20 protein-coding genes are annotated in these 22257 nt (G+C 59.7%); 13 read left to right on the plus strand and 7 right to left on the minus strand.

The window, feature by feature from the left end; genetic code table 11:
* The first annotated feature begins 3 nt into the window (after positions 1-3).
* The 3 genes from ACA059_RS23910 (at position 4) to ACA059_RS23920 (ending at position 2848) form a co-directional block, all read left to right on the plus strand.
* Complete coding sequence (locus ACA059_RS23910) at positions 4-681, plus strand: response regulator transcription factor (RefSeq protein WP_448647327.1); 678 nt, start codon at positions 4-6, stop codon at positions 679-681.
* Positions 682-893: 212 nt separating this feature from the next.
* The gene (locus ACA059_RS23915; protein ID WP_497631225.1) at positions 894-1331 is read left to right on the plus strand and encodes a Spy/CpxP family protein refolding chaperone; all 438 of its coding nucleotides are present in this window, start codon (positions 894-896) and stop codon (positions 1329-1331) included.
* Positions 1332-1507: 176 nt separating this feature from the next.
* Positions 1508-2848, plus strand: coding sequence for a sensor histidine kinase (locus ACA059_RS23920; RefSeq protein WP_497631226.1), 1341 nt, complete (start codon positions 1508-1510; stop codon positions 2846-2848).
* A 112-nt stretch (positions 2849-2960) separates the two neighbouring features.
* On the opposite strand, the gene ACA059_RS23925 is transcribed toward ACA059_RS23920, so the two are convergent.
* Positions 2961-3527, minus strand: coding sequence for an NAD(P)H nitroreductase (locus tag ACA059_RS23925; protein WP_497631227.1), 567 nt, complete (start codon positions 3525-3527; stop codon positions 2961-2963).
* Between the two features lie 122 nt (positions 3528-3649).
* On the opposite strand from ACA059_RS23925, the gene ACA059_RS23930 reads away from it, so the two are divergent.
* Positions 3650-5104, plus strand: a complete 1455-nt coding sequence (locus ACA059_RS23930; protein ID WP_497631228.1) for a TrkH family potassium uptake protein — start codon at positions 3650-3652, stop codon at positions 5102-5104.
* Here ACA059_RS23930 and ACA059_RS23935 read toward each other — a convergent pair.
* Complete coding sequence (locus ACA059_RS23935) at positions 5061-6122, minus strand: AraC family transcriptional regulator (RefSeq protein WP_497631229.1); 1062 nt, start codon at positions 6120-6122, stop codon at positions 5061-5063. The two genes, ACA059_RS23930 and ACA059_RS23935, sit on opposite strands and share 44 nt — an antisense overlap.
* Positions 6123-6282: 160 nt before the next feature.
* On the opposite strand from ACA059_RS23935, the gene ACA059_RS23940 reads away from it, so the two are divergent.
* Together ACA059_RS23940 and ACA059_RS23945 are read left to right on the plus strand one after the other, a co-directional pair.
* Positions 6283-6594 carry an Mpo1-like protein gene (locus tag ACA059_RS23940; RefSeq protein WP_008156143.1) on the plus strand — a complete coding sequence of 104 codons (312 nt, stop codon included), beginning with the start codon at positions 6283-6285 and terminating at the stop codon, positions 6592-6594.
* Positions 6595-6637: 43 nt separating this feature from the next.
* Complete coding sequence (locus ACA059_RS23945) at positions 6638-7228, plus strand: HD domain-containing protein (RefSeq protein WP_497631230.1); 591 nt, start codon at positions 6638-6640, stop codon at positions 7226-7228.
* A 91-nt stretch (positions 7229-7319) separates the two neighbouring features.
* On the opposite strand, the gene ACA059_RS23950 is transcribed toward ACA059_RS23945, so the two are convergent.
* Positions 7320-8135 (minus strand): UDP-2,3-diacylglucosamine diphosphatase, encoded by an 816-nt coding sequence (locus tag ACA059_RS23950; RefSeq protein WP_497631231.1) that lies wholly within the window; start codon positions 8133-8135, stop codon positions 7320-7322.
* Between the two features lie 136 nt (positions 8136-8271).
* Between ACA059_RS23950 and ACA059_RS23955 the strand changes: the two genes are divergently transcribed.
* Together ACA059_RS23955 and ACA059_RS23960 are read left to right on the plus strand one after the other, a co-directional pair.
* The gene (locus ACA059_RS23955; RefSeq protein ID WP_497631232.1) at positions 8272-9036 is read left to right on the plus strand and encodes a helix-turn-helix transcriptional regulator; all 765 of its coding nucleotides are present in this window, start codon (positions 8272-8274) and stop codon (positions 9034-9036) included.
* Between the two features lie 164 nt (positions 9037-9200).
* Positions 9201-10094 carry a DMT family transporter gene (locus ACA059_RS23960; protein ID WP_497631233.1) on the plus strand — a complete coding sequence of 298 codons (894 nt, stop codon included), beginning with the start codon at positions 9201-9203 and terminating at the stop codon, positions 10092-10094.
* On the opposite strand, the gene ACA059_RS23965 is transcribed toward ACA059_RS23960, so the two are convergent.
* From ACA059_RS23965 to recQ, 4 genes are all read right to left on the minus strand, one after another.
* Positions 10088-10375 (minus strand): Rdx family protein, encoded by a 288-nt coding sequence (locus ACA059_RS23965; protein ID WP_033055915.1) that lies wholly within the window; start codon positions 10373-10375, stop codon positions 10088-10090. The genes ACA059_RS23960 and ACA059_RS23965 overlap by 7 nt on opposite strands.
* 32 nt (positions 10376-10407) lie before the next feature.
* Positions 10408-12186 (minus strand): motility hub landmark protein FimV, encoded by a 1779-nt coding sequence (locus tag ACA059_RS23970; protein WP_497631234.1) that lies wholly within the window; start codon positions 12184-12186, stop codon positions 10408-10410.
* A 128-nt stretch (positions 12187-12314) separates the two neighbouring features.
* Positions 12315-12749 carry a MarR family transcriptional regulator gene (locus tag ACA059_RS23975; protein WP_186621733.1) on the minus strand — a complete coding sequence of 145 codons (435 nt, stop codon included), beginning with the start codon at positions 12747-12749 and terminating at the stop codon, positions 12315-12317.
* Between the two features lie 119 nt (positions 12750-12868).
* Complete coding sequence (gene recQ / locus ACA059_RS23980; RefSeq protein ID WP_046046447.1) at positions 12869-14995, minus strand: DNA helicase RecQ; 2127 nt, start codon at positions 14993-14995, stop codon at positions 12869-12871.
* A gap of 426 nt (positions 14996-15421) precedes the next feature.
* Here recQ and ACA059_RS23985 point away from each other — a divergent pair, with 426 nt between their 5' ends.
* The 5 genes from ACA059_RS23985 to ACA059_RS24005 all read left to right on the plus strand — a co-directional run bounded on the left by ACA059_RS23985 (position 15422) and on the right by ACA059_RS24005 (position 22166).
* Entirely contained in the window at positions 15422-16009 is a 588-nt protein-coding gene (locus ACA059_RS23985) for a UPF0149 family protein (protein ID WP_008156162.1), read from the plus strand.
* 10 nt (positions 16010-16019) lie between these two features.
* Positions 16020-16415, plus strand: a complete 396-nt coding sequence (locus ACA059_RS23990; RefSeq protein WP_497631235.1) for a YbaN family protein — start codon at positions 16020-16022, stop codon at positions 16413-16415.
* 264 nt (positions 16416-16679) lie between these two features.
* The gene (lapG, locus tag ACA059_RS23995) at positions 16680-17387 is read left to right on the plus strand and encodes a cysteine protease LapG (protein ID WP_497631236.1); all 708 of its coding nucleotides are present in this window, start codon (positions 16680-16682) and stop codon (positions 17385-17387) included.
* 22 nt (positions 17388-17409) lie between these two features.
* Positions 17410-19350: a cyclic di-GMP receptor LapD gene (gene lapD / locus ACA059_RS24000; RefSeq protein ID WP_497631237.1), complete on the plus strand. Its 1941-nt coding sequence runs from the start codon at positions 17410-17412 to the stop codon at positions 19348-19350.
* A 140-nt stretch (positions 19351-19490) separates the two neighbouring features.
* On the plus strand, positions 19491-22166 hold the full coding sequence (locus tag ACA059_RS24005) for an immunoglobulin-like domain-containing protein (protein ID WP_497631238.1): 2676 nt from the start codon (positions 19491-19493) through the stop codon (positions 22164-22166).
* Positions 22167-22257: the final 91 nt, after the last annotated feature.

The raw sequence follows: 22257 nt of genomic DNA on the forward strand, positions 1-22257 counted from the left end.
GTCATGAGCGAGCTGTTATTAATTGATGATGACCAGGAGCTGTGTGAGCTCCTGAGCAGTTGGCTGAGCCAGGAAGGCTTCCTGGTCCGCGCCTGCCACGATGGCCAGAGCGCCCGTCGCGCACTGGCCGAAACGTCGCCGGCAGCCGTGGTACTGGACGTGATGCTGCCGGACGGCAGCGGCCTGGAGCTGCTCAAGCAATTGCGCAGCGACCACCCGGACTTGCCGGTGCTGATGCTCTCGGCCCGCGGCGAGCCGCTGGACCGCATCCTCGGCCTGGAACTCGGCGCCGACGACTACCTGGCCAAACCGTGCGACCCACGGGAACTGACAGCCCGCCTGCGCGCCGTGTTGCGCCGCAGTCATCCGGCAGCAGTCTCCAGTCAGCTCGAACTCGGCGACTTGTGTTTCAGTCCGGTGCGCGGCGTGGTCAGCATCGATGAACAGGAATTCACCCTCACCGTCTCCGAAAGCCGTTTGCTCGAAGCCTTGCTCAAGCAACCCGGCGAGCCGCTGGACAAACAGGAACTGGCGCAAATCGCCCTCGGCCGCAAACTGACGTTGTACGACCGCAGCCTGGACATGCACGTCAGCAACCTGCGCAAAAAGATCGGCCCGCACCCCGACGGTCGCCCACGCATCGTGGCGCTGCGCAGCCGTGGTTATTACTACAGCCTGTAGGAGCTGCCGAAGGCTGCGATCTTTTGGCGTTCATTCGACAGGCGAAGATCAAAAGATCGCAGGCTTCGCCAGCTCCTACACGTTCGTTGTTTGTCAGGTCGGCGAGAAATCGTCTTTACCCAAGCTTTACGCTCCGCTGACCGCCGCTGACCTTGATCTCCGTAATCTGTACTCATCCGGAACGTACCGGGAACGAGACAAGGAGATTCACCATGCGCAAGACTCTTATCGCTCTGATGTTCGCTGCCGCCCTGCCGACCGTTGCCATGGCCATGCCTGAAGGTGCCGGCCCGATGGACGGCTCACGCCATGGCGGTCAGATGCACGGCATGCACGGCAAAGGCCCGTACAGCCAGCTGGACCTGAGCCGCGAACAGCGCGAGCAGATCCGCAAAATCATGGGCGAGCAGATGCACGAGCGTAAGCAAGTGGTCGACAAGTACCTGGAAAAACTCTCGCCAGCCGACCAGAAGGCCATGAAAGATGAAATGGCGGCCCACCACAAGAAAGCTGAAGCTGACGTGCGTGCCTTGCTGAAACCGGATCAACAGAAGCAATTTGACGAGATCCAGAAAAAACAGGCTGAGCGTCGCGCCGAATGGGCCGAGTTCAAGGCCTGGAAAGCGCAACAACCGCAAAAGGCGCAATAATGCGCTAACCCCCGGACCCGACGGCTAACACCGTCGGGTCTGATTCCATTCAATCTAATGTGGGAGCGGGCTTGCTCGCGAAAGCGGTGTATCAGGTAACGAATCGTTGACTGACTCACCGCTTTCGCGAGCAAGCCCGCTCCCACATGGGATTTGTGTTTGTTTGAGGATTTTCTGTGCGCTCATTGTTCTGGCGTATTCTGGCCAGCTTCTGGTTGGCCATCGCTCTGGTTGCAGGGCTCTCCATTCTGCTGGGGCACATGCTCAATCAGGACGCGTGGATTCTCAGCCGCCATCCGGGCCTCAATACTTTGGCCGAGCAGTGGACGCAAACCTACGAGTCGCAGGGTGAAGACGCGGCCCAGGATATTCTGGAACAGCGCAAGCGCCAGTATCACATCGACGTTCAAGTGCTCAACGAGAGCGGCGATCCGGTGGTGCGCGGCACCTTTCCACGCCGGGCGGCGGCCTTCGAAGCGCGGCAGAATAACGACGACCGTCGCCTGCCGTGGCGTCGTCTGACCGCGGAATACACCAGCGAAAAAACCGGCGACACTTACCTGCTGATCTACCGCATTCCGCACCCGGAGCTCGATGCGTGGCACCGCGAAAGCCTGCTCTGGCCATTGAGTGCGCTGGGTATCGCGCTGGTGGTGCTGACCTTGTTCAGCCTGTTCGTGACGATGTCCATTACTCGCCCACTCAATCGCTTGCGCGGCGCGGTGCATGATCTGGGGCAAACCACCTACCAACAAAACAGCCTGGTGAAACTGGCCAACCGCCGCGATGAGTTTGGCGTGCTGGCCAACGACTTCAACCGCATGGGCGCGCGTCTGCAAAGTTTGATCGGTAGTCAGCGGCAGTTGCTGCGGGATGTGTCCCATGAGCTGCGTTCACCGCTTGCCCGGCTGCGCATTGCGCTGGCACTGGCCGAGCGGGCCAACCCTGAGGAGCGGGAAAAACTCTGGCCGCGCCTCACTCGGGAGTGCGATCGACTGGAAGCACTGATCAGCGAAATTCTGGTTCTGGCGCGGGTCGATGCCGACAACGCCAGCGCTGAAGAGGTTGATCTCAATGCGCTGCTCAACACTCTGCAAAAGGATGCTCAATTGGGTTCGCCGGAGCAAAACGTGCACCTTGAGGCCGAGCCGCAGCTAAACCTTAAAGGCTGGCCGACGATGATCGAGCGCGCCGTCGACAACCTGCTGCGCAATGCTCAGCGGTTCAACCCGGAGGGGCAATCGATTGAAATGCAGGCGATGCGTCAGGGTGAGCGGATTGTGGTCAGTGTGCGCGACCATGGGCCGGGCGTAGAGGCTGCGCATTTGAGCCAGTTGGGTGAGCCGTTCTATCGGGCGCCGGGGCAGACGGCGGCCGGGCATGGTTTGGGATTGGCGATTGCACGCCGTGCAGCGGAACGTCATGGCGGGAGTCTGGTGCTGGCTAATCATCCCGATGGCGGGTTTATCGCCAGCCTGGAATTGCCTCTGGTGCCGGGGGCAGTTGTTCAGCCGTAGCGCAGTGGTGATGCGAAAAGATCGCAGTCTCGTTTCACTCGACAGCTCCTACAGGGCACGCATAACCCTTGTAGGAGCTGTCGAGTAAAACGAGGCTGCGATCTTTTGATCTTCAGACCTTACCTGGCCAGGCGCTGACAAACTCGGCCAGATCAACCTTCTCCGCCACGCGCGGTTCCTTCTGCGGCGTGCCCAGATAAAGAAACGCAATCACCTCTTCCCCTTCAGCCAGGCCCAACCCCTTGGCCACATGCGCCGAATACGCCAGTTCACCCGTGCGCCACACCGCGCCAATCCCTTGCGCATAAGCCGCCAGCAAAATCCCGTGAGCCGCACAGCCCGCCGCCAGCAGTTGTTCGGACTTCGGATACTTAACGTGATCCTGCAACCGCGCGATCACCACAACCACCAGTGGCGCGCGCAGTGGACCGTTACGCGCCTTGTCCAACGCAGCCTCGGACACCTCACTGTCCTGCAGCTTCGCCGCTTCGGCCAGCAACTCGCCCATTTGCTCGCGCGCCGTGCCTTCGACTGTCAGGAAGCGCCAAGGCTGCAAGTGACCATGGTCTGGCGCTCGCATCGCGGCGCCAAACAGCACTTCGCGTTGTTCTGCGGTCGGTGCCGGTTCGAGAAGTCGTGGAACGGAAACACGGTTGAGCAAAGCGTCGAGAGCCTGCATCGGCCACCTCCTGAAAAAAATGTTTGGCTATTCTAGCTGCAACTGCGCAGGCGGCGCCGGTTTACATGCCCTGCCCCGCAGGTAGAATGGCGCCCTTCCCTATTCCAGCCCGAGCGGACTTCATGGCGTTGCCGACCTTACGGATCATTGGTTTCATCATCGGCATCTTCCTGATCACCCTGGCCATCGCCATGGTCGTGCCCATGGCCACGCTGGTGATTTTCGACCGCACCAGCGACCTGCCGTCGTTCCTCTGGGCCAGCATGATTACCTTTGTCGCCGGCCTGGCCCTGGTCATCCCCGGTCGTCCCGAACACATACACCTGCGCCCGCGAGACATGTATTTGCTGACCGTCAGCAGCTGGGTGGTGGTGTGCATCTTCGCTGCGCTGCCATTTCTGCTGACCCAGCGCATCAGCTACACCGACTCGTTCTTCGAAAGCATGTCCGGCATTACCGCCACCGGGTCGACGGTGCTCATGGGCCTGGACGCCATGTCCCCTGGCATTCTGATGTGGCGCTCGTTGCTGCACTGGATCGGCGGCATCGGCTTTATCGGCATGGCGGTAGCGATTCTGCCACTGCTGCGCATCGGTGGCATGCGGCTGTTTCAGACCGAGTCGTCGGACCGTTCCGAAAAAGTCATGCCCCGTTCGCACATGGTGGCGCGTTTGATCGTTGCGGCCTACGTCGGCATCACCATTATCGGCAGCCTGGCGTTCTGGTGGGCCGGGATGAGCCCGTTCGATGCAATCAACCACGCGATGTCGGCGATTTCCACCGGTGGTTTCTCAACGTCCGACCAGTCTCTGGCCAAGTGGACGCAACCGGCGGTGCACTGGGTGGCGATCGTCATCATGATCCTCGGCAGCCTGCCGTTCACCCTGTATGTAGCGACCTTGCGTGGTAACCGCAAAGCACTGATCAAGGATCAGCAGGTTCAAGGCTTGCTCGGCATGCTGCTGGTGACCTGGCTGGTGCTCGGCACCTGGTATTGGTGGACCACCCAGCTGCATTGGCTGGAGGCGTTGCGGCATGTGGCGCTGAACGTGACCTCGGTGGTCACGACTACAGGCTTCGCGTTGGGGGACTACAGCCTCTGGGGCAATTTCTCGCTGATGCTGTTCTTCTACCTGGGCTTTGTTGGCGGTTGTTCAGGTTCGACCGCCGGCGGGATCAAGATTTTCCGCTTCCAGGTCGCGTACATCCTGCTCAAGGCCAACCTTAACCAGTTGATTCACCCGCGTGCAGTGATCAAGCAGAAGTACAACGGTCACCGCCTCGACGAAGAAATCGTGCGTTCGATTCTGACCTTTTCGTTCTTCTTCGCCATCACCATCTGCGTGATCGCGCTGCTGTTGTCGCTGCTCGGCGTGGACTGGATGACCGCCCTGACCGGCGCAGCCAGCACGGTGTCCGGCGTTGGCCCGGGCCTGGGCGAGACCATCGGCCCGGCGGGTAACTTCGCCACCCTGCCGGACGCTGCCAAGTGGATTCTCTCGTTCGGCATGCTACTGGGCCGACTCGAGATCATTACTGTGTTTGTTCTGTGTATTCCGGCGTTCTGGCGTCACTGACAGGAGCAGGCGCCGCCATCAACCGCATCCGGTAGTCGCCGGGTGTGGTGTCGAACCAGCGTCGGAAGGCGCGGAAGAAATTGCTCGGATCGGCGAACCCCAGCAGGTAGGCAATTTCCAGCAGGGTCATGGTCGGCTGCGCCAGGTATTGCTCAGCCAGTTCACGTCGCGTGTCGTCCAGCAATGTCTGAAAACTCGTGCCCTCTTCCTGCAAGCGTCGCTGCAAGGTGCGTTGCGACAGGTGCAACGTCTGCGCCACGGTATCGCGCTTGGGTTCGCCCTGGGGCAGCAAACGGCATAGCACCTGCCGCGCCTTGTGGGTCACGCGACTTTCGGAAAACCGCGCCAGGTACTCACCGGCAAACCGGTCATGCAACAGCGCCATCGCCTCATTGGCAGTAGGCAGCGGTGCCTCCATGTCAGCGCGCTCGAAGATCAAGGCGTCATACGGCGCGTTGAACACCAAAGGCGCATGGAAGGCTTGTTTATAGGGTTCGAGATCGACGGGCTGATCGCCCTGCACCAGCACCTTACGCGGTTGCAGGGTGCGCCCGGTCAACCAGCCGCACAGCGCCAGGGCACAGGCCAGTGACGCTTCGGCGCTCTGCCGGGTCGGTGGCAGGTGGTCGCCGTGGACCGTCAGAATCAACGCGTAGCCTTCTTCCAACAATCGGAAACTCAGGTCGGCACTTTCCGCAATGATCCGCTGATAGCGCACCAACCGTCGAAAGCCTTCGGCCAGGGTCTGGCTGGACATCAAGGCGTAGCCCGCCACATGAAAGGAGGCCGGTCGCACCACCTTGCCCATGTTCAGGCCAATCGCCGGGTTGCCGGACAGCTCAACCGCGCGCTGCCACAGTCGTGTCATGGAATCTTGCGGGAAGCGCGCGTCCGGATCATCCAGTGCCGCGTAGTCGAGCCCCAGCTGCTTGAACAGAACCCGGCAATCCAGGCCGTCCATCTCCAGTGCTTTGACAATCCCCATCGCCCAGCTTGCAGAAGTCGTTCGTTCGCTCATGTCGTCCACTTACATGATGAGCCGCATGCTACGGCCAATTTCCGAAGGATACTAAAGTGGCGCCTATTGTCACTGGCTGATGCCAATGATCACTCTAGACTCAAATAAGCTACCCGCAGAACAACTTGCAGTCAGAACAATAACCACAGAGATCGCAGTCGTGGAAAACATCAAACGTTTCAACAGCTTCGCTGAGTTCTACCCGTATTACCTCAGCGAACACAGCAACAGTACCTGCCGACGACTGCACTTTATCGGCACGACGCTGGTTATTTTCATCCTGGCCCTGACCATCGGCAAAGGCGCCTGGCTGCTGTTATGGGCCCTTCCGCTGGCGGGTTACAGCTTCGCCTGGGCCGGGCATTTCTTCTTCGAGAAGAATCGTCCTGCGACCTTTCAACATCCGTTTTACAGCCTGCTCGGTGATTTCGTCATGTACCGAGACATGATTCTGGGTCGCGTGCCGTTCTAGGCGCAGCCGCTATTTAGAGAGACAAGCAAAGAGAGATCAGCCGATGAATGCCAACGCCCGTTTCACCCACATGCAGGACGGCACGCAGGAAGACTGGGCGATTATCGCCGCAGACTTCAGTGCCTACGCGCGACAATTGGCGACACGGATTGTGGCGCACCTGAAATTACTGGCGGGTGATTTTGGCGGTTTCCCGGTGGATCGTCTGACCCATTCCCTGCAAACCGCCAGCCGTGCCTGGCGCGATGGCCGCGATGAAGAATACGTGGTCTGCGCGCTGCTTCACGACATTGGCGACACCCTGGGTTCCTACAACCACCCGGACATCGCCGCAGCGATCCTCAAGCCGTTCGTCAGCGCCGAGAACCTGTGGATGGTCGAGCAACACGGGATTTTCCAGGGATACTACTTCTTCCATCATTTGGGCATGGACCGGCATCTGCGCGAGCAATTCAGCGGCCATCCGCAGTATCAGGCGACCATTGAGTTCTGTGCCAAATATGACGCTGCGGCGTTCGATCCAGCGTATGACACGCTGCCGCTGAGCTTCTTTGAACCGATGATGGAACGGTTGTTTGCGCAGCCCAAGCACTCGATTTACAAGGCGGCGATGGAAGCACATTCGCCGGCTTAAGATCAAAAGATCGCAGGCTTCGCCAGCTCCTACATGGAAACGCGATCCCCTGTAGGAGCTGGCGAAGCCTGCGATCTTTGCTTTTTGCGGCCTACGCCGGCTCTGCGACTTTCACCAACTTCAACTCAGCCTCCCGCGCCTGGGCATCCGCCAATCGATACAACTCGATCGATCCGTCCCAATGCTCGATCAGCGCTGTGCACGACTCCACCCAATCCCCGCAATTAAGGTAATCCACCCCGCCGACCTTGCGAATCTCGGCATGGTGAATGTGCCCGCACACCACGCCGTGCAACTCGCGCTTGACGCATTCGTGAGCGATAGCTTCTTCGAAATCGCTGATGAAACTGACCGCGGTTTTGACCTTGTGCTTGAGGTAGGCAGACAACGACCAGTAACCGTAGCCATAGCGTGCGCGCCAATGGTTGAGCCAGCGATTGAGGGTCAGGGTGAATTCGTAGGCCGAGTCGCCGAGAAAGGCCAGCCAGCGGTGATACCGCGTGATCACATCGAATTGATCGCCGTGGATCACCAGCAGATGGCGGCCATCGGCGGTCACGTGCACCGCTTCATCCACCAATTGGATATTGCCCAGAATCAGCTTCGAATAGCGGCGCAGGAATTCGTCGTGGTTGCCGGTGACGTAGATCACCTCGGTACCGCGCTTGCTCATGGTCAGCAGGCGGCGGATCACATTCGTGTGCGCCTGGGGCCAGTACATGCCGCTGCGCAATTTCCAGCCGTCGATGATGTCGCCGACCAGGTAAATCTTGTCCGCGTGGTAGCCCTTGAGAAACTGCGACAGGTGTTCGGCCTGGCAATCCCGGGTGCCCAGATGCACATCGGAAATCCACAACGTCCGCACACGTTGCTTACGGCTGGGTTTGGCGAGCTCGGCGCTGGTCATGGGCAACCCTCTGCAAAAGTTTTTGCAACTTTGCGCCGGTCGGGTTAATTGCCCATGACAGTGGCGAGTCAGTCCTGTGACAGCGCCCCACGATTGCCCTCGGTGTAGACTGGCAGCCTTGCCCGGGAGACCTGCGATGAGACCGATCCTCACGCTACGCCAATACACTCATGACCTGATCGTCCACAGCCACGACCACGCGCAACTGGTGTTCGGGCTGTCGGGTGCGTTGGATTTCGAGGTCGACGGGCGTGGCAGTCAGGTGGTTCAGCAGAGTTTCGTGGTGGTGCCGTCCGGTTTCCATCATGCCTGCGGTAGCGCCAATGGCAGCCGTTGCCTGGTGCTGGATGTGCCCAGCGACCAATGGGTTTCTCAGTCCCTGGGTGATCACGCCGAAGCCAGTCGTCGTTTACTCGACAACGCCGGTCGCCTGCCGCTGGATGCCGGGCAAAGCCAATTGGTCAGTTGGTTGGCGGGCAGTCAGGTCAGCGATCCACTGATCGCGCAACAAGGCGCGGTGTTGTTGCTGGCCAGCCTCAACAACGCCAAACCCGAGATCGTCGGCGGTCGGCGCCTGCCTTATGCGGCGCTGAATGCGCACATCGATCAGTGCGCAGCCTACCCACTTCAAGTCGCCGATCTGGCGCGCATCGCCGGTCTGTCCAGCGCTCGGCTGCATGCACGGTTCGTTGCTGAATGCGGGCAGACGCCGATGGATTACATCCGCAGTCGACGTTTGCACATGGCCGTGGGCTTGTTGCGGGATTCGGCGCTGCCGATCGGCGAGATTGCCAGTCGGGTCGGTTACAGTTCGCAGAGCGCCTTCGCGGCGGCGGTGTTGCGGGAGTTCGGTGCCTCACCCGGCAAATTGCGGCGCGAGGTTGGCGACAAAAGGCAATAGTTTGCCGACAGACGTAGCCGGCTTGGCAGGATTAAATGTAGGAGCTGCCAAAGGCTGCGATCTTTTGATCTTGATTCTGGATCTTTTTCGAGGTCGCTAAAGATTAAGATCAAAAGATCGCAGCCTTCGGCAGCTCCTACAGGTCTCGTTTTTCAAGGATTGCAATGACTCCCCGTACCGCCCTTGGCGCCCTGCATATCGGCGCACTGATGTTCGGCTTGACCGGTGTGTTCGGCAAACTTGCTGCGGCTTCCCCCGCCATTATCGTTTTTGGTCGTGCCGCGTTCGCCGTGCTGGCGTTAGCCGTTTTTGCGCGGTTCGCCAGCACTACTCGCTGGCAGAAACTCGAGGCTGTGGACTGGCGCCGACTGTTGCTCAGCGGTGTACTGCTGGCCGGACACTGGGTGAGTTTTTTCATTGCAGTGAAAGTCGCAGGCGTGGCAATCGCGACCCTGGGTTTCGCCAGCTTCCCGGCGTTTACCGTGATCCTTGAAGGGTTGATCTTCCGCGAGCGAATTCGCGCCAACGAAATCCTGCTGGTGGTGCTGGTCAGTGTCGGGCTGGTGTTGGTCACCCCTGATTTCGATCTGGCCAGCGGCGCCACAATGGGTCTGCTGTGGGCGGTGGGCTCAGGTTTGCTGTTCTCTCTGCTATCGCTGACCAACCGCGCCAGCTCCGGGCGAATCCCGGCGGTGCAGGCTGCGCTGTGTCAGAACGTGGTGGTCGCGTTGTGCCTGCTGCCAGTGGCGGCACCGCAGTTGAGCGAAGTGCGCGCTATCGACTGGTTGTGGATCGGATTGCTCGGGGTGTTCTGCACTGGCGTCGCTCACAGTCTGTTTGTTGCCAGCCTGGCAGTGATCAAGGCGCGGACCGCGGCCGTGGTGTTCGCCATGGAGCCGGTTTACGGCATCACCGTGGCCTGGCTGCTGTTTGATGAAAACCCGACACTGCGCATGCTGATCGGTGGCGCGTTGATCATCGTGGCGATCGTAGTCTCCAGCCGACTCTCGGGTGGTTCAAGCAAGAAGACCGTTGCGGCAGAAGCCGCCTCTCACTGAGTGCGGTCGTTGTGCCCCAGGTCGCGGTCCGGATCAATTTGATCGCGGACCCGCTGCTTCAGCACTTTGGCCTCCGGGAAACCGCCATCAGCCTTGCGCTCCCAAATCTGCACATCGTCACAGAAAATGTGAAACACCCCACCGGTGCCGGGCACCAGCGACACTTTGCCCAGATCGTCACCGAAGGTGCTGAGCAGTTCCTGGGCCAGCCAGGCAGCACGCAACAGCCACTGGCATTGCGTGCAATACGTGATGATGATTTCCGGTTTGCGTGCAGTCATGATCGGCGAAACTCCTGAGCCAGAGGGCGCCGCTATGATAGCCCGGCGAGCAGGTTCCGGGCGGTCTGCTTAAGCGGCTCGTTACCTTCTTTGAGCAACTCGTTGAGCAGTTCGATGGCGCTGTCCACATCGCCATCATCAATGCAGGTCTGGGCTTGTTCGAGTTTGTCGGCGCTGCTCGGCTCGGCCGGTTCCAGGTTCAGCGGTTCCAGTTCCAGCGACTGGCCGGGATCACTGAACTCGTTGAGAAAGGCGTCATCCAGAGACTGCGAATCAGGCTCGGCGACCCATTCAAGTTCGGGCTCGTCCAGCGTCGACACGTCAGGCATTTCAAACACCTCGGGCAAGACGTGCAGGTTCGAGATAAACGGCGGCTCGACCGGCGCGGATTCGCTCGATGGCTTCGCGGCGGACGGCGAGTGTTCAAAAGGGCTGATCAGGTCCCAACTCGAATCCATCGACAGGTCATCCAGGTTCAACTGGAACTCATCGTTGGGTGTTGCTTCGGCAATCGCAGCCTTGGGGGGAATGATTGACGCTGCGACGGTCAACGCTACCGCACTGCTCAATTTCGGGTGTCGGGCGCGAATATTCTGAAGTTTTTGCAGGTCGTATCCCGCGTCACGCAGGTTGTTTTCCTGTGCTTCGTAGCCGGGGATGTCACCCTGTTTACCCAAGACTTCCAACAGCTGAACGGCCAGATCCGTGCGCTGCGGTGCCTTGATCAGCGCCTCTCGCAACAAACCGGCCGCTTCGGAAAAACGGCCATAGGCCAGATAGAGACCCACCCCCTCAAGCACATCGCCTGCGGGCGACTCTTCACCCGATTCAGTTACCGGTTGCAACTCTGACGATTGGGCTACCGGTTCTGCAGTGCGATTGAGCGCCGGTTCATGCCGTGACGGCAAAACAGGTAAAGCGTCGGGCAATGCCTGAACCTGTTGTCGTTGACGCCGAACGAACAACCCCAGCAACACCAGAGCCACCACCGCCAGCAACCCGAAAATCAACCCCCAGTTGGCGGCCTCAGGCTCTTCAACAATGGCCGGCACGGGAGCCACAACGGCGGGTGCAACCGGCTCCACCGCTGCTGTTTTGATTTCCGCCAATTGGGTTTGCAGTTCAGTCACCTGCTTTTTCTGGCCGGCGACCTGCTCCTCCTGGGCCTGGAGCTTCGCATTCAATGCATCGATGGTTGCTTGCAGCTGCTGGTTTTGCAGCACGCTGGCGGCCAGTTGTTCGGCAACGGGATCACTCACAGGCGCGGCGGCAGGAAGGGGTGGCGACTTTTTGCTTTTCGCCGCAGGTGGCTGCGCAACGGCCGGCTCAACCGTCGGGAATCCGGAGGACTGAACGTCGGTCACCGGTTCGTCAGTGACGGGAACAATCCCCGGTGAACCCGGCGGATCGATCAGCACCGTGTATTCGCGCAGCACACGCCCGTTGGGTTGATTGAGCTGCACCAGGAAATTCAGGAAAGGTTCATTGACCGGTTTGCTGGAGCTCACCCGGATCAGGCTGCGGTTGCCGCGCATGATCGGCGTGAATTTCAGATTATTGAGGAAGAACACCCGATCGATGCCGGCGCGGCTGAACTCGTCCGCTGTCGCCAAGCTGACCGAGAGCTCGCCCTCCTCCAGACCTGCGGCATCTTCGAGTGCGATGTCGGCGCGCAACGGCTGATTCAGCGCCGAATGCAGGGTGATATCACCCAAGCCCAACGCGGGCGCCAATGCCGAGTAAGTGACAGCACCACCGACCAGAAGCAGCCTGGCGCAACACCGCAAAACCATGTGCCAACTCTCGAGCATGAGCATCCCTTAGATAACCAGAACCATCTTGTACGCGTTCGCACATCCGGTACGAACACGATATTGCCAAGTAGTTCTTTATAGTCTGCCCAACGGGGTATCTCAAAAGTCCTGGGTGCGTTTATGCCTCAAGATTTTTCCAGGTTGGCCAGAATGTGCCCGTGGACACGCATGCAGACCTTCAAGTCCGCCTCATCGACGCCGTCGAACAATTCGTGGCGCAGCTGGGTCGCAATGGTTTCAATTTGTTCGATCAAGGGAAGGGCCGGGGCACAGAGGACGATTTTCTTCGCCCGGCGGTCTTCCAGCACCGATTGACGTTGCACCAGTCCCTGGCTTTCGAGGCTGTCGAGCAGACGAGCCAGGGTCGGCCCTTCAACGCCGACGCTCTGCGCCAGTTCACGTTGGGTCGGGGCTTCTTCAAAACGCGCCAGGTGCAGCAGCACAAGCCAGCGCGCCTGAGACAGACCCAGGCCTGCCAGACGGCGGTCCAGTTCGGCACGCCAGCCGCGCGACATCTGGGCCAGTTGCATGCCAAAGCGGTGTTGGTCGGTTAACGGCATAAAACACTCATGATTAGACTGAAATAAAGAAAAACTAATTATTAGTCAGCTAAGCATGACCCTTGGCCAGAGGCAAGGCTTGCTCTGTACTGAATCGTTACATCTATGTGGCAGGTCACCTAAATCTCGAATTCGGATTGCAGCGCCGCCCGAACACAGTACAAAACGCCTTCCGGCACTCTCCCGGCAAACAGTGCGGCAATCTCCGACACGGGCGGCAATTCGCCCTCGCCGTCGAGGAACGCGTCCTGGATTTCACCCATCAACTCTTCGGGCAAATCCAGCGCTTGCTCCAGCGACAACTGCTGCTTGCCAATCGCTTCGGCGAGTAGGGTGTAGACGTTCTTTTCCGAGCATTGCAGCTGACCGGCGATCTGCAACGGTGTCATGCCGGCGCGGGCCAGGGTGATCAGTTCGTGGCGCAGGTCGGCCACCACTTTCGGCGCCTCGACTTGCCCGCCGAGGACTTCGAGGAAGGCCTCGCCGTAACGCTCCAGCTTGCGCGCGCCGACGCCGCTGACCGTGGCCATTTCCGACAGCGAGGTCGGTTGGCTGCGGAGCATTTCCAGCAGTGTCGAGTCGGGGAAGATGACGTACGGCGGCACGCCATGCTCTTCGGCGAGTTTTCGACGCAGGGCGCGCAAGGCTTCCCACTGTTCGCGCTCTTCACCGCGAACCAGTTGGCTCGCCTGGCTCTTGCTGCTTTTGGCCGTGGTTTGCGGCTTGAGATCGCGACGCAGCTCCAGGGTTACTTCGCCCTTGAGCAGCGGTCGACAGGTGTCGCTCAGGCGCAGGCCGCCGTAGCCTTCCAGGTCGATGTCCGCCAGACCGCGGGCAACCAGCTGACGGAACAGGGAGCGCCATTCGCTCTCCCCCATTGCCTTGCCTACACCAAATACCGACAGATGTTGATGGCCGAAGCTGCGGACCTTTTCGTTGTCCTTGCCCAGCAATACATCGACCAAATGCCCGACGCCATAGCGCTGGCCGGTGCGGTAGATCGCCGAGAGCGCCTGACGCGCCGGCTCGGTAGCGTCCCAGGTCTGGACGCCATCGACGCAGTTGTCGCAATGGCCGCACGGCTCGGGCATGTCTTCGTCGAAATAAGCCAACAGTGTCTGGCGACGGCAGCGGGTTTCTTCGCAGAGCGAGAGCATGGCATCGAGCTTGTGCTGCTCCAGGCGCTTGTGGCGCTCGTCGCCCTCGGAGTTCTGCAACATCTGCTTGAGCATCACCACGTCCTGCAGGCCGTAGGCCATCCAGGCGTCTGCCGGCAGACCGTCACGGCCGCCGCGCCCGGTTTCCTGGTAGTACGCCTCAAGGGATTTTGGCAAGTCGAGGTGAGCGACAAAGCGCACGTTGGGCTTGTCGATGCCCATGCCGAACGCCACGGTGGCGACCATGATCAGGCCTTCCTCGTTGAGGAAGCGCTTCTGGTGGTGAGCCCGGGTATCGTTGGGCAGACCGGCGTGGTACGGCAGCGCCGGGAAGCCTTGTTCGCTGAGAAACACCGCCACTTCGTCGACTTTCTTGCGCGACAGGCAATAGACAATACCGGCATCGCTGCGCCGCTCGGCGAGGAACGCCAGCAACTGCTTGCGCGGCTGCTCTTTGGGCACGATGCGATAGAAGATGTTGGGGCGGTCGAAACTCGACAGGAAGCGCTCGGCATCCTGAAGATGAAGGCGGTCGACGATTTCTTCTCGGGTACGCTTGTCGGCGGTCGCGGTCAGGGCGATACGCGGGACGTTGGGGAACAATTCCGCCAACTGGCCCAATTGCAGGTATTCGCGGCGGAAGTCGTGGCCCCATTGGGATACGCAGTGGGCTTCGTCGATGGCGAACAGGGAAATTTCAAGACTTTGCAGGAAAGCCAGCATCCGTGGCTGAACCAGACGCTCAGGCGCGAGATAAAGCATTTTCACTTCACCGCGCTTGATCCGTGCCGCCAGATCGCGCTGCTGCTCGGCGCTGAGCGTGGAATTCAATGCAGCGGCAGCGACTCCGAGCTCCTCGAGGGTCGCAACCTGATCGTCCATCAGAGCGATCAGCGGCGACACCACCACCGCAAGGCCTTCGCGCAACAGCGCCGGCACCTGGAAGCACAAGGACTTGCCGCCACCGGTAGGCATCAGTACCAGGGCGTCGCCGCCACTGGCCACGCGCTCAATGATTGCACCCTGACGGCCACGGAAACTGTCGTAGCCGAAGATGTCCTTGAGGACGCGTTGAGCCTGTTCGAGCATAGAAACTCCAAATATCACAAAAACATCCCTGCAAGGCTGGTTCAGAACCACGAAGGCTGCACCGACAAATCGTAAGTGCGCATTGCATGACGCTTCACATTTCAGCCGCGACGCCAGCAGGGCATCACAAAACGCGCGAGTATACCCGACGCCTCCTCTTCACAGGGTGCCGCTGATAAGACACACGAATGCGATGCAACACAAAACCTGTGGGAGCGAGCTTGGTCCGGGCGGCGTTCCGACGATAGCGGCAGACCAGTCAACATTGATATTGAATGTAACGCCGCCATCGCGAGCAAGCTCGCTCCCACAGGGATTGCGGTGTTCCATACTCCTGCATGGGGCCATATATCCCGCGCGGCTGGCCCAAGTGCTCAAGAAGGCCTAGAATTCCCGCATCTGTTTAATTCCCAAGGTAGCCCTTTAATGTCCTTCGCTGAGCAACTAACCCGCCTGCAAGTCTTCCTCGACGCCGACGAACTGCATGACGAGGCGCTGGACTACGTGGCCGCCCACGGCTACCTCACTGCGCTGTCGATCTGTTCCGAAACCGTTCCCGACCGTGAATGGATCGACGCCCTCTTCGCCGAAGAACCGCATTACGCCGACGACACCGAGCGTGAAGCGATCGAATCCACCCTGTTGGCCCTCAAGGCTCACATCGCTCGCCAACTGGCGTCCGATGAAGAGTTCGAGCTGCCCTGCGACCTGGACCTGGGCGAAGAGCCGGACGATTCCGACCTGCGCGGCTGGTGCATCGGTTTCATGGAAGGCGTGTTCCTGCGCGAAGCGGCCTGGTTCGAAACCGCCGAAGACGAAGTCAGCGAAATGTTGCTGCCGATCATGGTCGGTTCGGGTCTGTTCGACGAACAGCCTGAGTTCGAAGACATCGCCAAAGACGCCAACCTGATGGACGACATGATCGTGCAGATCCCGGAAGCCCTGACCGCGCTGTACCTGCTGTGCCAGGCGCCAGACGAAAAACCGGCGATCCTCAAGCCTCGTCACCACTAAGGTTTTGCCTATGGACAACCCCATAGGCAACCGCTCCCTGATGTTGCGTTACGTGCTGCTGGCCATCGGCTGGCTGAGCGTAGCGCTGGGGGTGATCGGGATTTTCCTGCCGGTGTTGCCCACCACGCCCTTCCTGCTGCTGGCGGCCGCCTGCTTCGCCCGCAGTTCGCCGCGCTTTTATCATTGGCTGGTTGAACATCCGCGGCTTGGGCCATGGGTTCGCGATTACCTGAGCGGCAACGGCATTCCACTCAAAGGCAAGGTCTACGCCATTGGCCTGATGTGGGCGAGCATCCTGCTCTCCTGCTATCTGGTGCCCCTGCCGTGGGCGCGGGGGTTCATGCTGACCAGCGCCGTGCTGGTGACCCTCTACATCCTCAAACAGAAAACCCTGAAAAAGCCCTGAGCCCTGGGGTACAAGGGCTTTTGTGGCGAGGGGACTTGTCGGAACGCCGCACCGCCCCGCTGGGTTGCGAAGCGACCCCAAACCCTGCAACCCGTTTACCCCTGACACACCGCGCTTGCTGGATTTACGACTGCTGCGCAGCCGAACGGGGACAAGTCCCCTCGCCACAAAAGCAACCTGCCAACGTCCCATCGCCCGACGATTTGTCCTGCCTGGCTGAAAACACCGCCTAGACTTCAGGCATCTGCACCCGAGCGGCCAGACATGTCCCGCAGTCCGCGTAGTCCAGGATGGTCAACGCTCCGACTTCGGCTCGGCGGATGGCTGTTGCTGATCACTTTTCTGTTGGCCGGGCTGGGCAGTGTCGGGGCCAACTGGAGTTTTACGCAGATTCTGCAAACCGCCGAAGATCGCTACGGCGCCCTCGGCCCGGGACGGGGAAGGATCGAGGCCTGGAGTCAGATGCTGCAAAGCGAAGTCAACGCCCCCGAGCGCGAGCAACTGAACGCAGTCAATCGCTTCTTCAATCAGCAACTGAGCTTTCTGGACGACACCCGCATCTGGCATCAGACCGATTACTGGGCCACGCCCGTCGAATCCCTGATCAAGGGTGCCGCTGATTGCGAGGACTACGCACTGGCGAAATATTTCAGCCTGCGCTACCTGGGAATTCCCAGCGAAAAACTGCGCGTCACCTACGTGAAAGCCCTGACCCAGAACCAGGCGCACATGGTGCTGACTTTCTACAACAGCCCCACGGCCGATCCGCTGGTGCTGGACAACTTGATCGGCGAGGTCCGCCCCGCCTCCCAACGCAAAGACTTGCTGCCGGTGTACGCCTTCAACGCAGAAGGCCTGTACTTGCTGGGAGCCAATGGCGGCAAACGCAGCAGCGACTCGAAAAAACTGTCGCGCTGGCAGGACGTACTAAAAAAGATGCAGGCCGAAGGGTTCGCCGTGGGCGACGGCTAGCCACCTGAGCAAGGAGCGATTTATGTCACTGCGTAAACAGTTGTTTCTCGCCATCTGCCTGTTCTTGCTGGTGGCGTTCAGCGGCAGTTTTTTTGTCAGCCTGGAAAGCTCTCGCGACCAGATGCTCGGCCAGTTGCGCTCCCACGCCCAGGACGCCGCCACCGCGTTGGGTTTGTCATTGACGGCGCAAATCGATGACCCGGCTATGATCGAATTGATGGTCAGCTCGATTTTCGACAGCGGTTATTTCAGCAGTATTCGAATCATCAACATCGAGGATGCGCAGGTGCTGGTGGAGCGCAGTGCGCCGGGGCAAATCGACGGCGTTCCCGCCTGGTTTGTAAACCTGGTCAACCTGCACCCACCCGGTGGCGAAGCGCTGATCATGCGCGGCTGGGTGCAGGCGGCACGGGTCGAAGTGTTGAGCAATCCGCAGTTCGCCCTGGCCAAACTCTGGGACAGCACCCTCGGCAGCCTGATCTGGTTGCTGGTGTGCGGCCTGCTCAGTGCCGTGTTTGGTGGCTGGTTGCTGCGCCGGCAATTTCGTCCACTCGACACGATGGTCAAACAAGCCGAAGCCATCAGCAAACGCGAGTTCCTCAGCCTGCCGAAACTGCCGCGCACACCGGAGTTGAAACGCGTGGTATTGGCCATGAACCAGATGGTCGAGAAGCTCAAGGCGCTGTTCGCCGAAGAGGTCGCACGCAGTGAAAAACTGCGGGCCGAGTCCTATCAGGACAGCCTTACAGGCCTGGCCAATCGACGCTTGCTGGATGAAGCGTTGGCCGACGAGTTGCTGGTCTCCGAGCAGAGCAGCGACGGCCATTTGCTGATGCTGCGGATCAACGATCTGGTCGGTCTCAACCAACGCTTGGGCGGCCAGCGCACCGATGCGCTGATCAGCGCCGTCGGTGAATTGCTCAAGCGTCTGACCCAGCCACCGGAACGTCGCACCTGGCTTGCAGCGCGCAATCGCGGCGGTGAATTCAGCCTGCTGACACCAGGGCTGGACAGCACCGACGCCGCACGCCTGGCCTGCGAAATCAGCGCCACCCTGGAAAACCTGCGCCTGACCGGCGCCAGTGACTCCATGCCCGTGGCGCATTTGGGGATCGTCCCTTACCACCCCGGTGAGCCGGCCAGTGACGTGCTGCTGCGACTGGATCAGGCGCTGACCGAAGCCGGGCAACATCCCGAGCGCCCGTGGGTCCACTTGGCCGATTCCATCACCGCGCCGAACCCGTCCCAAACCGACTGGCAAACCTGGATCGACGACGCCCTGAACCAAGGCAAGATGCAGTTGTATTTCCAGCCAGTGGTGCAATGCGCCGACACCAGTCAGGTGCTGCATCACAAAGTCCTCGCGCGCCTGCTCGACCCACAGGGCGAGGCCATTGCCGCCGGGCACTTCCTGCCGTGGATCGAGCGACTCGGCTGGTCGGCGCGGTTCGACCTGGCCATGCTCGAAGCCACCCTCGACTACCTCATCGTCAATCGTTGGCCCCTGGCGTTAAGCCTGTCCGGCAGCACCCTGCGCGATCCAGCGCAGCTGCAACACATCCTCGACATGCTCGAATCGCTACCCGAACTCGCGCCGCTGCTGATTCTGGAAATCGACGAACGCCAACTGCCCCCTCAGGAAGAACTGCAACGCCTGAGCCACAGCCTGCTCAACACCGGTTACCGCATCGGCCTGCAGCATTTCGGCGGCAGCTTCGGCCAGATCGGCAACCTGACTCAACTGGGGCTGGCTTACTTGAAAATCGATGGTGCGTACATCCGTCACATTGATGAGCAGAGTGATAAAAAGCTGTTCATCGAGGCTATTTTTCGGGCGACCAACAGCATTGATTTGCCGTTGATTGCGGAGATGGTCGAGACCAAAGGAGAGCTGGAGGTGATCCGGGAGCTGGGATTGTTTGGGGTGATGGGGCGGTTGATTGGGCCGCCGGAGCCGATGTAAGCGGTATGACCGTTCGTCTTAAACGTGGATTTACCTGTCATATATGACAGTAGGCAGAGGCTGGAGCGCGTTATCTAATCCAACCGTATCGGTGCCGCCCATTCGGGAAGCCGGGCGCCTCTTATGGAAGGTACACATTCATGAACAGCCCAATGACAAACGCTGCCCCGGACTCCAACCAACAAGTCGTTGTGTTCCCGCCCGATCGCGGCATCGGTGTGTTGGCCGTCACCCCACCCTATCCCCCTGGTTTCAAACCGCAAAGCGACGGTGCCTTGGGGATCAACATAAACATGGTGCACGGCGACCGTGACGGGTTGCTGGTCTACATCCTGGCCTACCTGAACATGTCCATAGGCGACAACATCAAGGTTTTCATCGCGACAACAAATGCTCCCGTCGCCGAATTCCCGGTCACCGAAGCGCATTTCGATGCTGAAGGGAAAGCGAAAAACATTCCCTTCTATATTTCCGCCAAAAACATGGAAGCCAGGTTTCTGCAATCCGAGAACAAGCCCTTCTGGTTCGAGGTTGAGCGCGTGAGCGGAAACGGCACCGAAGGATCGCCGCCTGTTCCGATGTTTTACAAGCACCCAGCGCCGGGAGAAGCGGACACCGACGGCGGAAAACCATTCAACCAGGGCCTCAAATTGCCCATCGCCTCGGAAAGCGTCGTCGATCAGACAGTGATCGATGACGGCATGTTCGTGACCGTGCCGGAGTATTTCAATCAGTCCATCGGTGACGTGGTGGTGCTTGCCTTCGGATCTCTGCTCCGGGAGATCAGCGTCACCGCGTTAGGTGACATTGTCTTTGAGCTGACGCCGGAAATGCTCGCCACTCTGAAGCCCACCAACAGCCTGGTGGTGCGCTGGGAAGTGTTCGACGTGGTGGAAAACTCCAGCGGCTGGTCGGATGCGCTCATCCTCACGTTCAAACCCGGCATGGTGTTGCTGACCGCTCCGATTTTTGAACAGGCCGATCCCGACAATGTGGTGAATCACGATGGGCTCGCGGGCGGTGCCATGGTGATCCTGGTCACCGGGGTATTTGCAAAAAATGATCTGATTGAGCTAACCCTGGAAGGGCTCACCAAAGGAGGCGACCCCGTCACCCACTCCTTCAGCGTGACGCTGGCTGCAGCGAGCAGAACAGTGGACTTTCCGGTGTTGAACGAGTGGGTACGCAACCTGATTGGGGGTTCGGCGCGGGCCTCCTATACGGTGACCAAAGCAGGCAAGACCCAGCGCTCGAAACCCGCCGATGCCACCTTCACTGGCACGTCCTTGCCACTGGGCCTGCCGATTGTCGATCCGCTGGTAGACAACAAACTGCCGGTCGACACCCCCGTGGCCACCGTGAAGGTCGCAGAATACGGGCCCTTGAAAAAAGGCGCGAACGTCAAGCTTAAATGGCAAACCACCGATCAGGACGGGATTGTGACGCTGTTCATTTTCCAACTGATCGTCACCGATCCAAAACAAACGGTCATCTTCCAGGTACCCGCCAAATACATCGCCCCCTACGCCAGCACCCCTTTGACCGTGCAATGCACAGTTACCAACCCGGGTGAGGTAGAGGTGTTTTCGCAATTGCTGCAATTGATGTTTGGCGATGCGGCGCAAATTTTACTGGAGCCACCGTTTCTGGTGAAACCTGCCGCCAATCCGATCGATCCGTTGGGTGATCTTCCGACGGTGCGGGTCGAATTCCTGGCGGCGATTGCGGCAGATAGAGCGAGACTGGTGGAAATGAATGCGCCGGCCGGCTCCGAACCTTTTCCGCTTATTCCTCTGAACCAGAACAAGCGCGCCAACTTTGTGCTGAGCCGGGAGTTTCTTGTCGCCCGTCAGGACACGAAGCTTGAGCTGTTCTGGAACTTGAATCGTGGCGGAAAGAGAGTCGCGTCATCGGAATCATTGGCGTTGACGGTCAAACCAATTGCCGCCGTGGCGCCGACCATCAGCTCGGTCAAAGGCTCTCCAAGCGGTGTCGAGATTCCCAACGGTGGCATCACCGTGGAAACCGCGATCACCCTGACCGGTACCGCCAGCAAAGGTCAGCTGGTTGATGTGCTCGACGGCATCGACTCCAAAGGCCAGCCCATGGCTGACCTGATCACCGGGATCTGGACGCTGCCCGTATCAGGGTTGAGCATGGCGCCTCATAGCATCACCGCCAAAGCCCTTTATGGAACGGGTCCGGTGTCTAAGGCGCGGACCTTTACCGTCGCCACGCCTTTCACTCTCGACCAGTCCCGCCTCGTTCTATCCGGCGCCTGCATATCCATCCAAGGCACAAGCCTTCCATGGACCTACACCGGCGCAGACCCCGTGGGTACCTTTGCGGATCGGATCCCCACGAGCGGCGCGCCCCCATACACCTACACGTCAGCGAATCGCGCAATCGCCTCAGTGGACCCGAAAGGACGGGTGCGCAGCGAGGGGAACGGTACTACAACAATCACCGTCTCCGACCAGTTAAATCGTACAGGGAGTTTCGAAGTGGTTGCATCTAACGTCCGTCGCCTAATCATAAACTCCTCCCTTATAACCGGGGCAGCCGCGCTGCAGTGGCGGATAGCTCAGGGGGCAATGGCCTTAGATAACTGGGCGAGGATCGATCTCGACACACGCTACGCCAGGAGGCGTGGGGAGGCATGGGTTAGTTGGGTAGGAGACGTGTTGATACCGAACTACCAAGCGAGCGCAACGACCATTTTCGTAGCATACCAACCGGCAGGGGACATCCAGATGCACCACCCTGTCCATACCAACCCAACCTGGCCCCTTTACCAAACGATGTGCATGAAGTAAGACCCCCACGAGATAAACCAATCAGAGGAAAAGGGGACGCATTTATTTACCGGCCCAAGATGTTTGGTCGAGTTACATCGACCTGAAAAAT

It is taken from the genome of Pseudomonas sp. LBUM1647 (assembly GCF_059716175.1).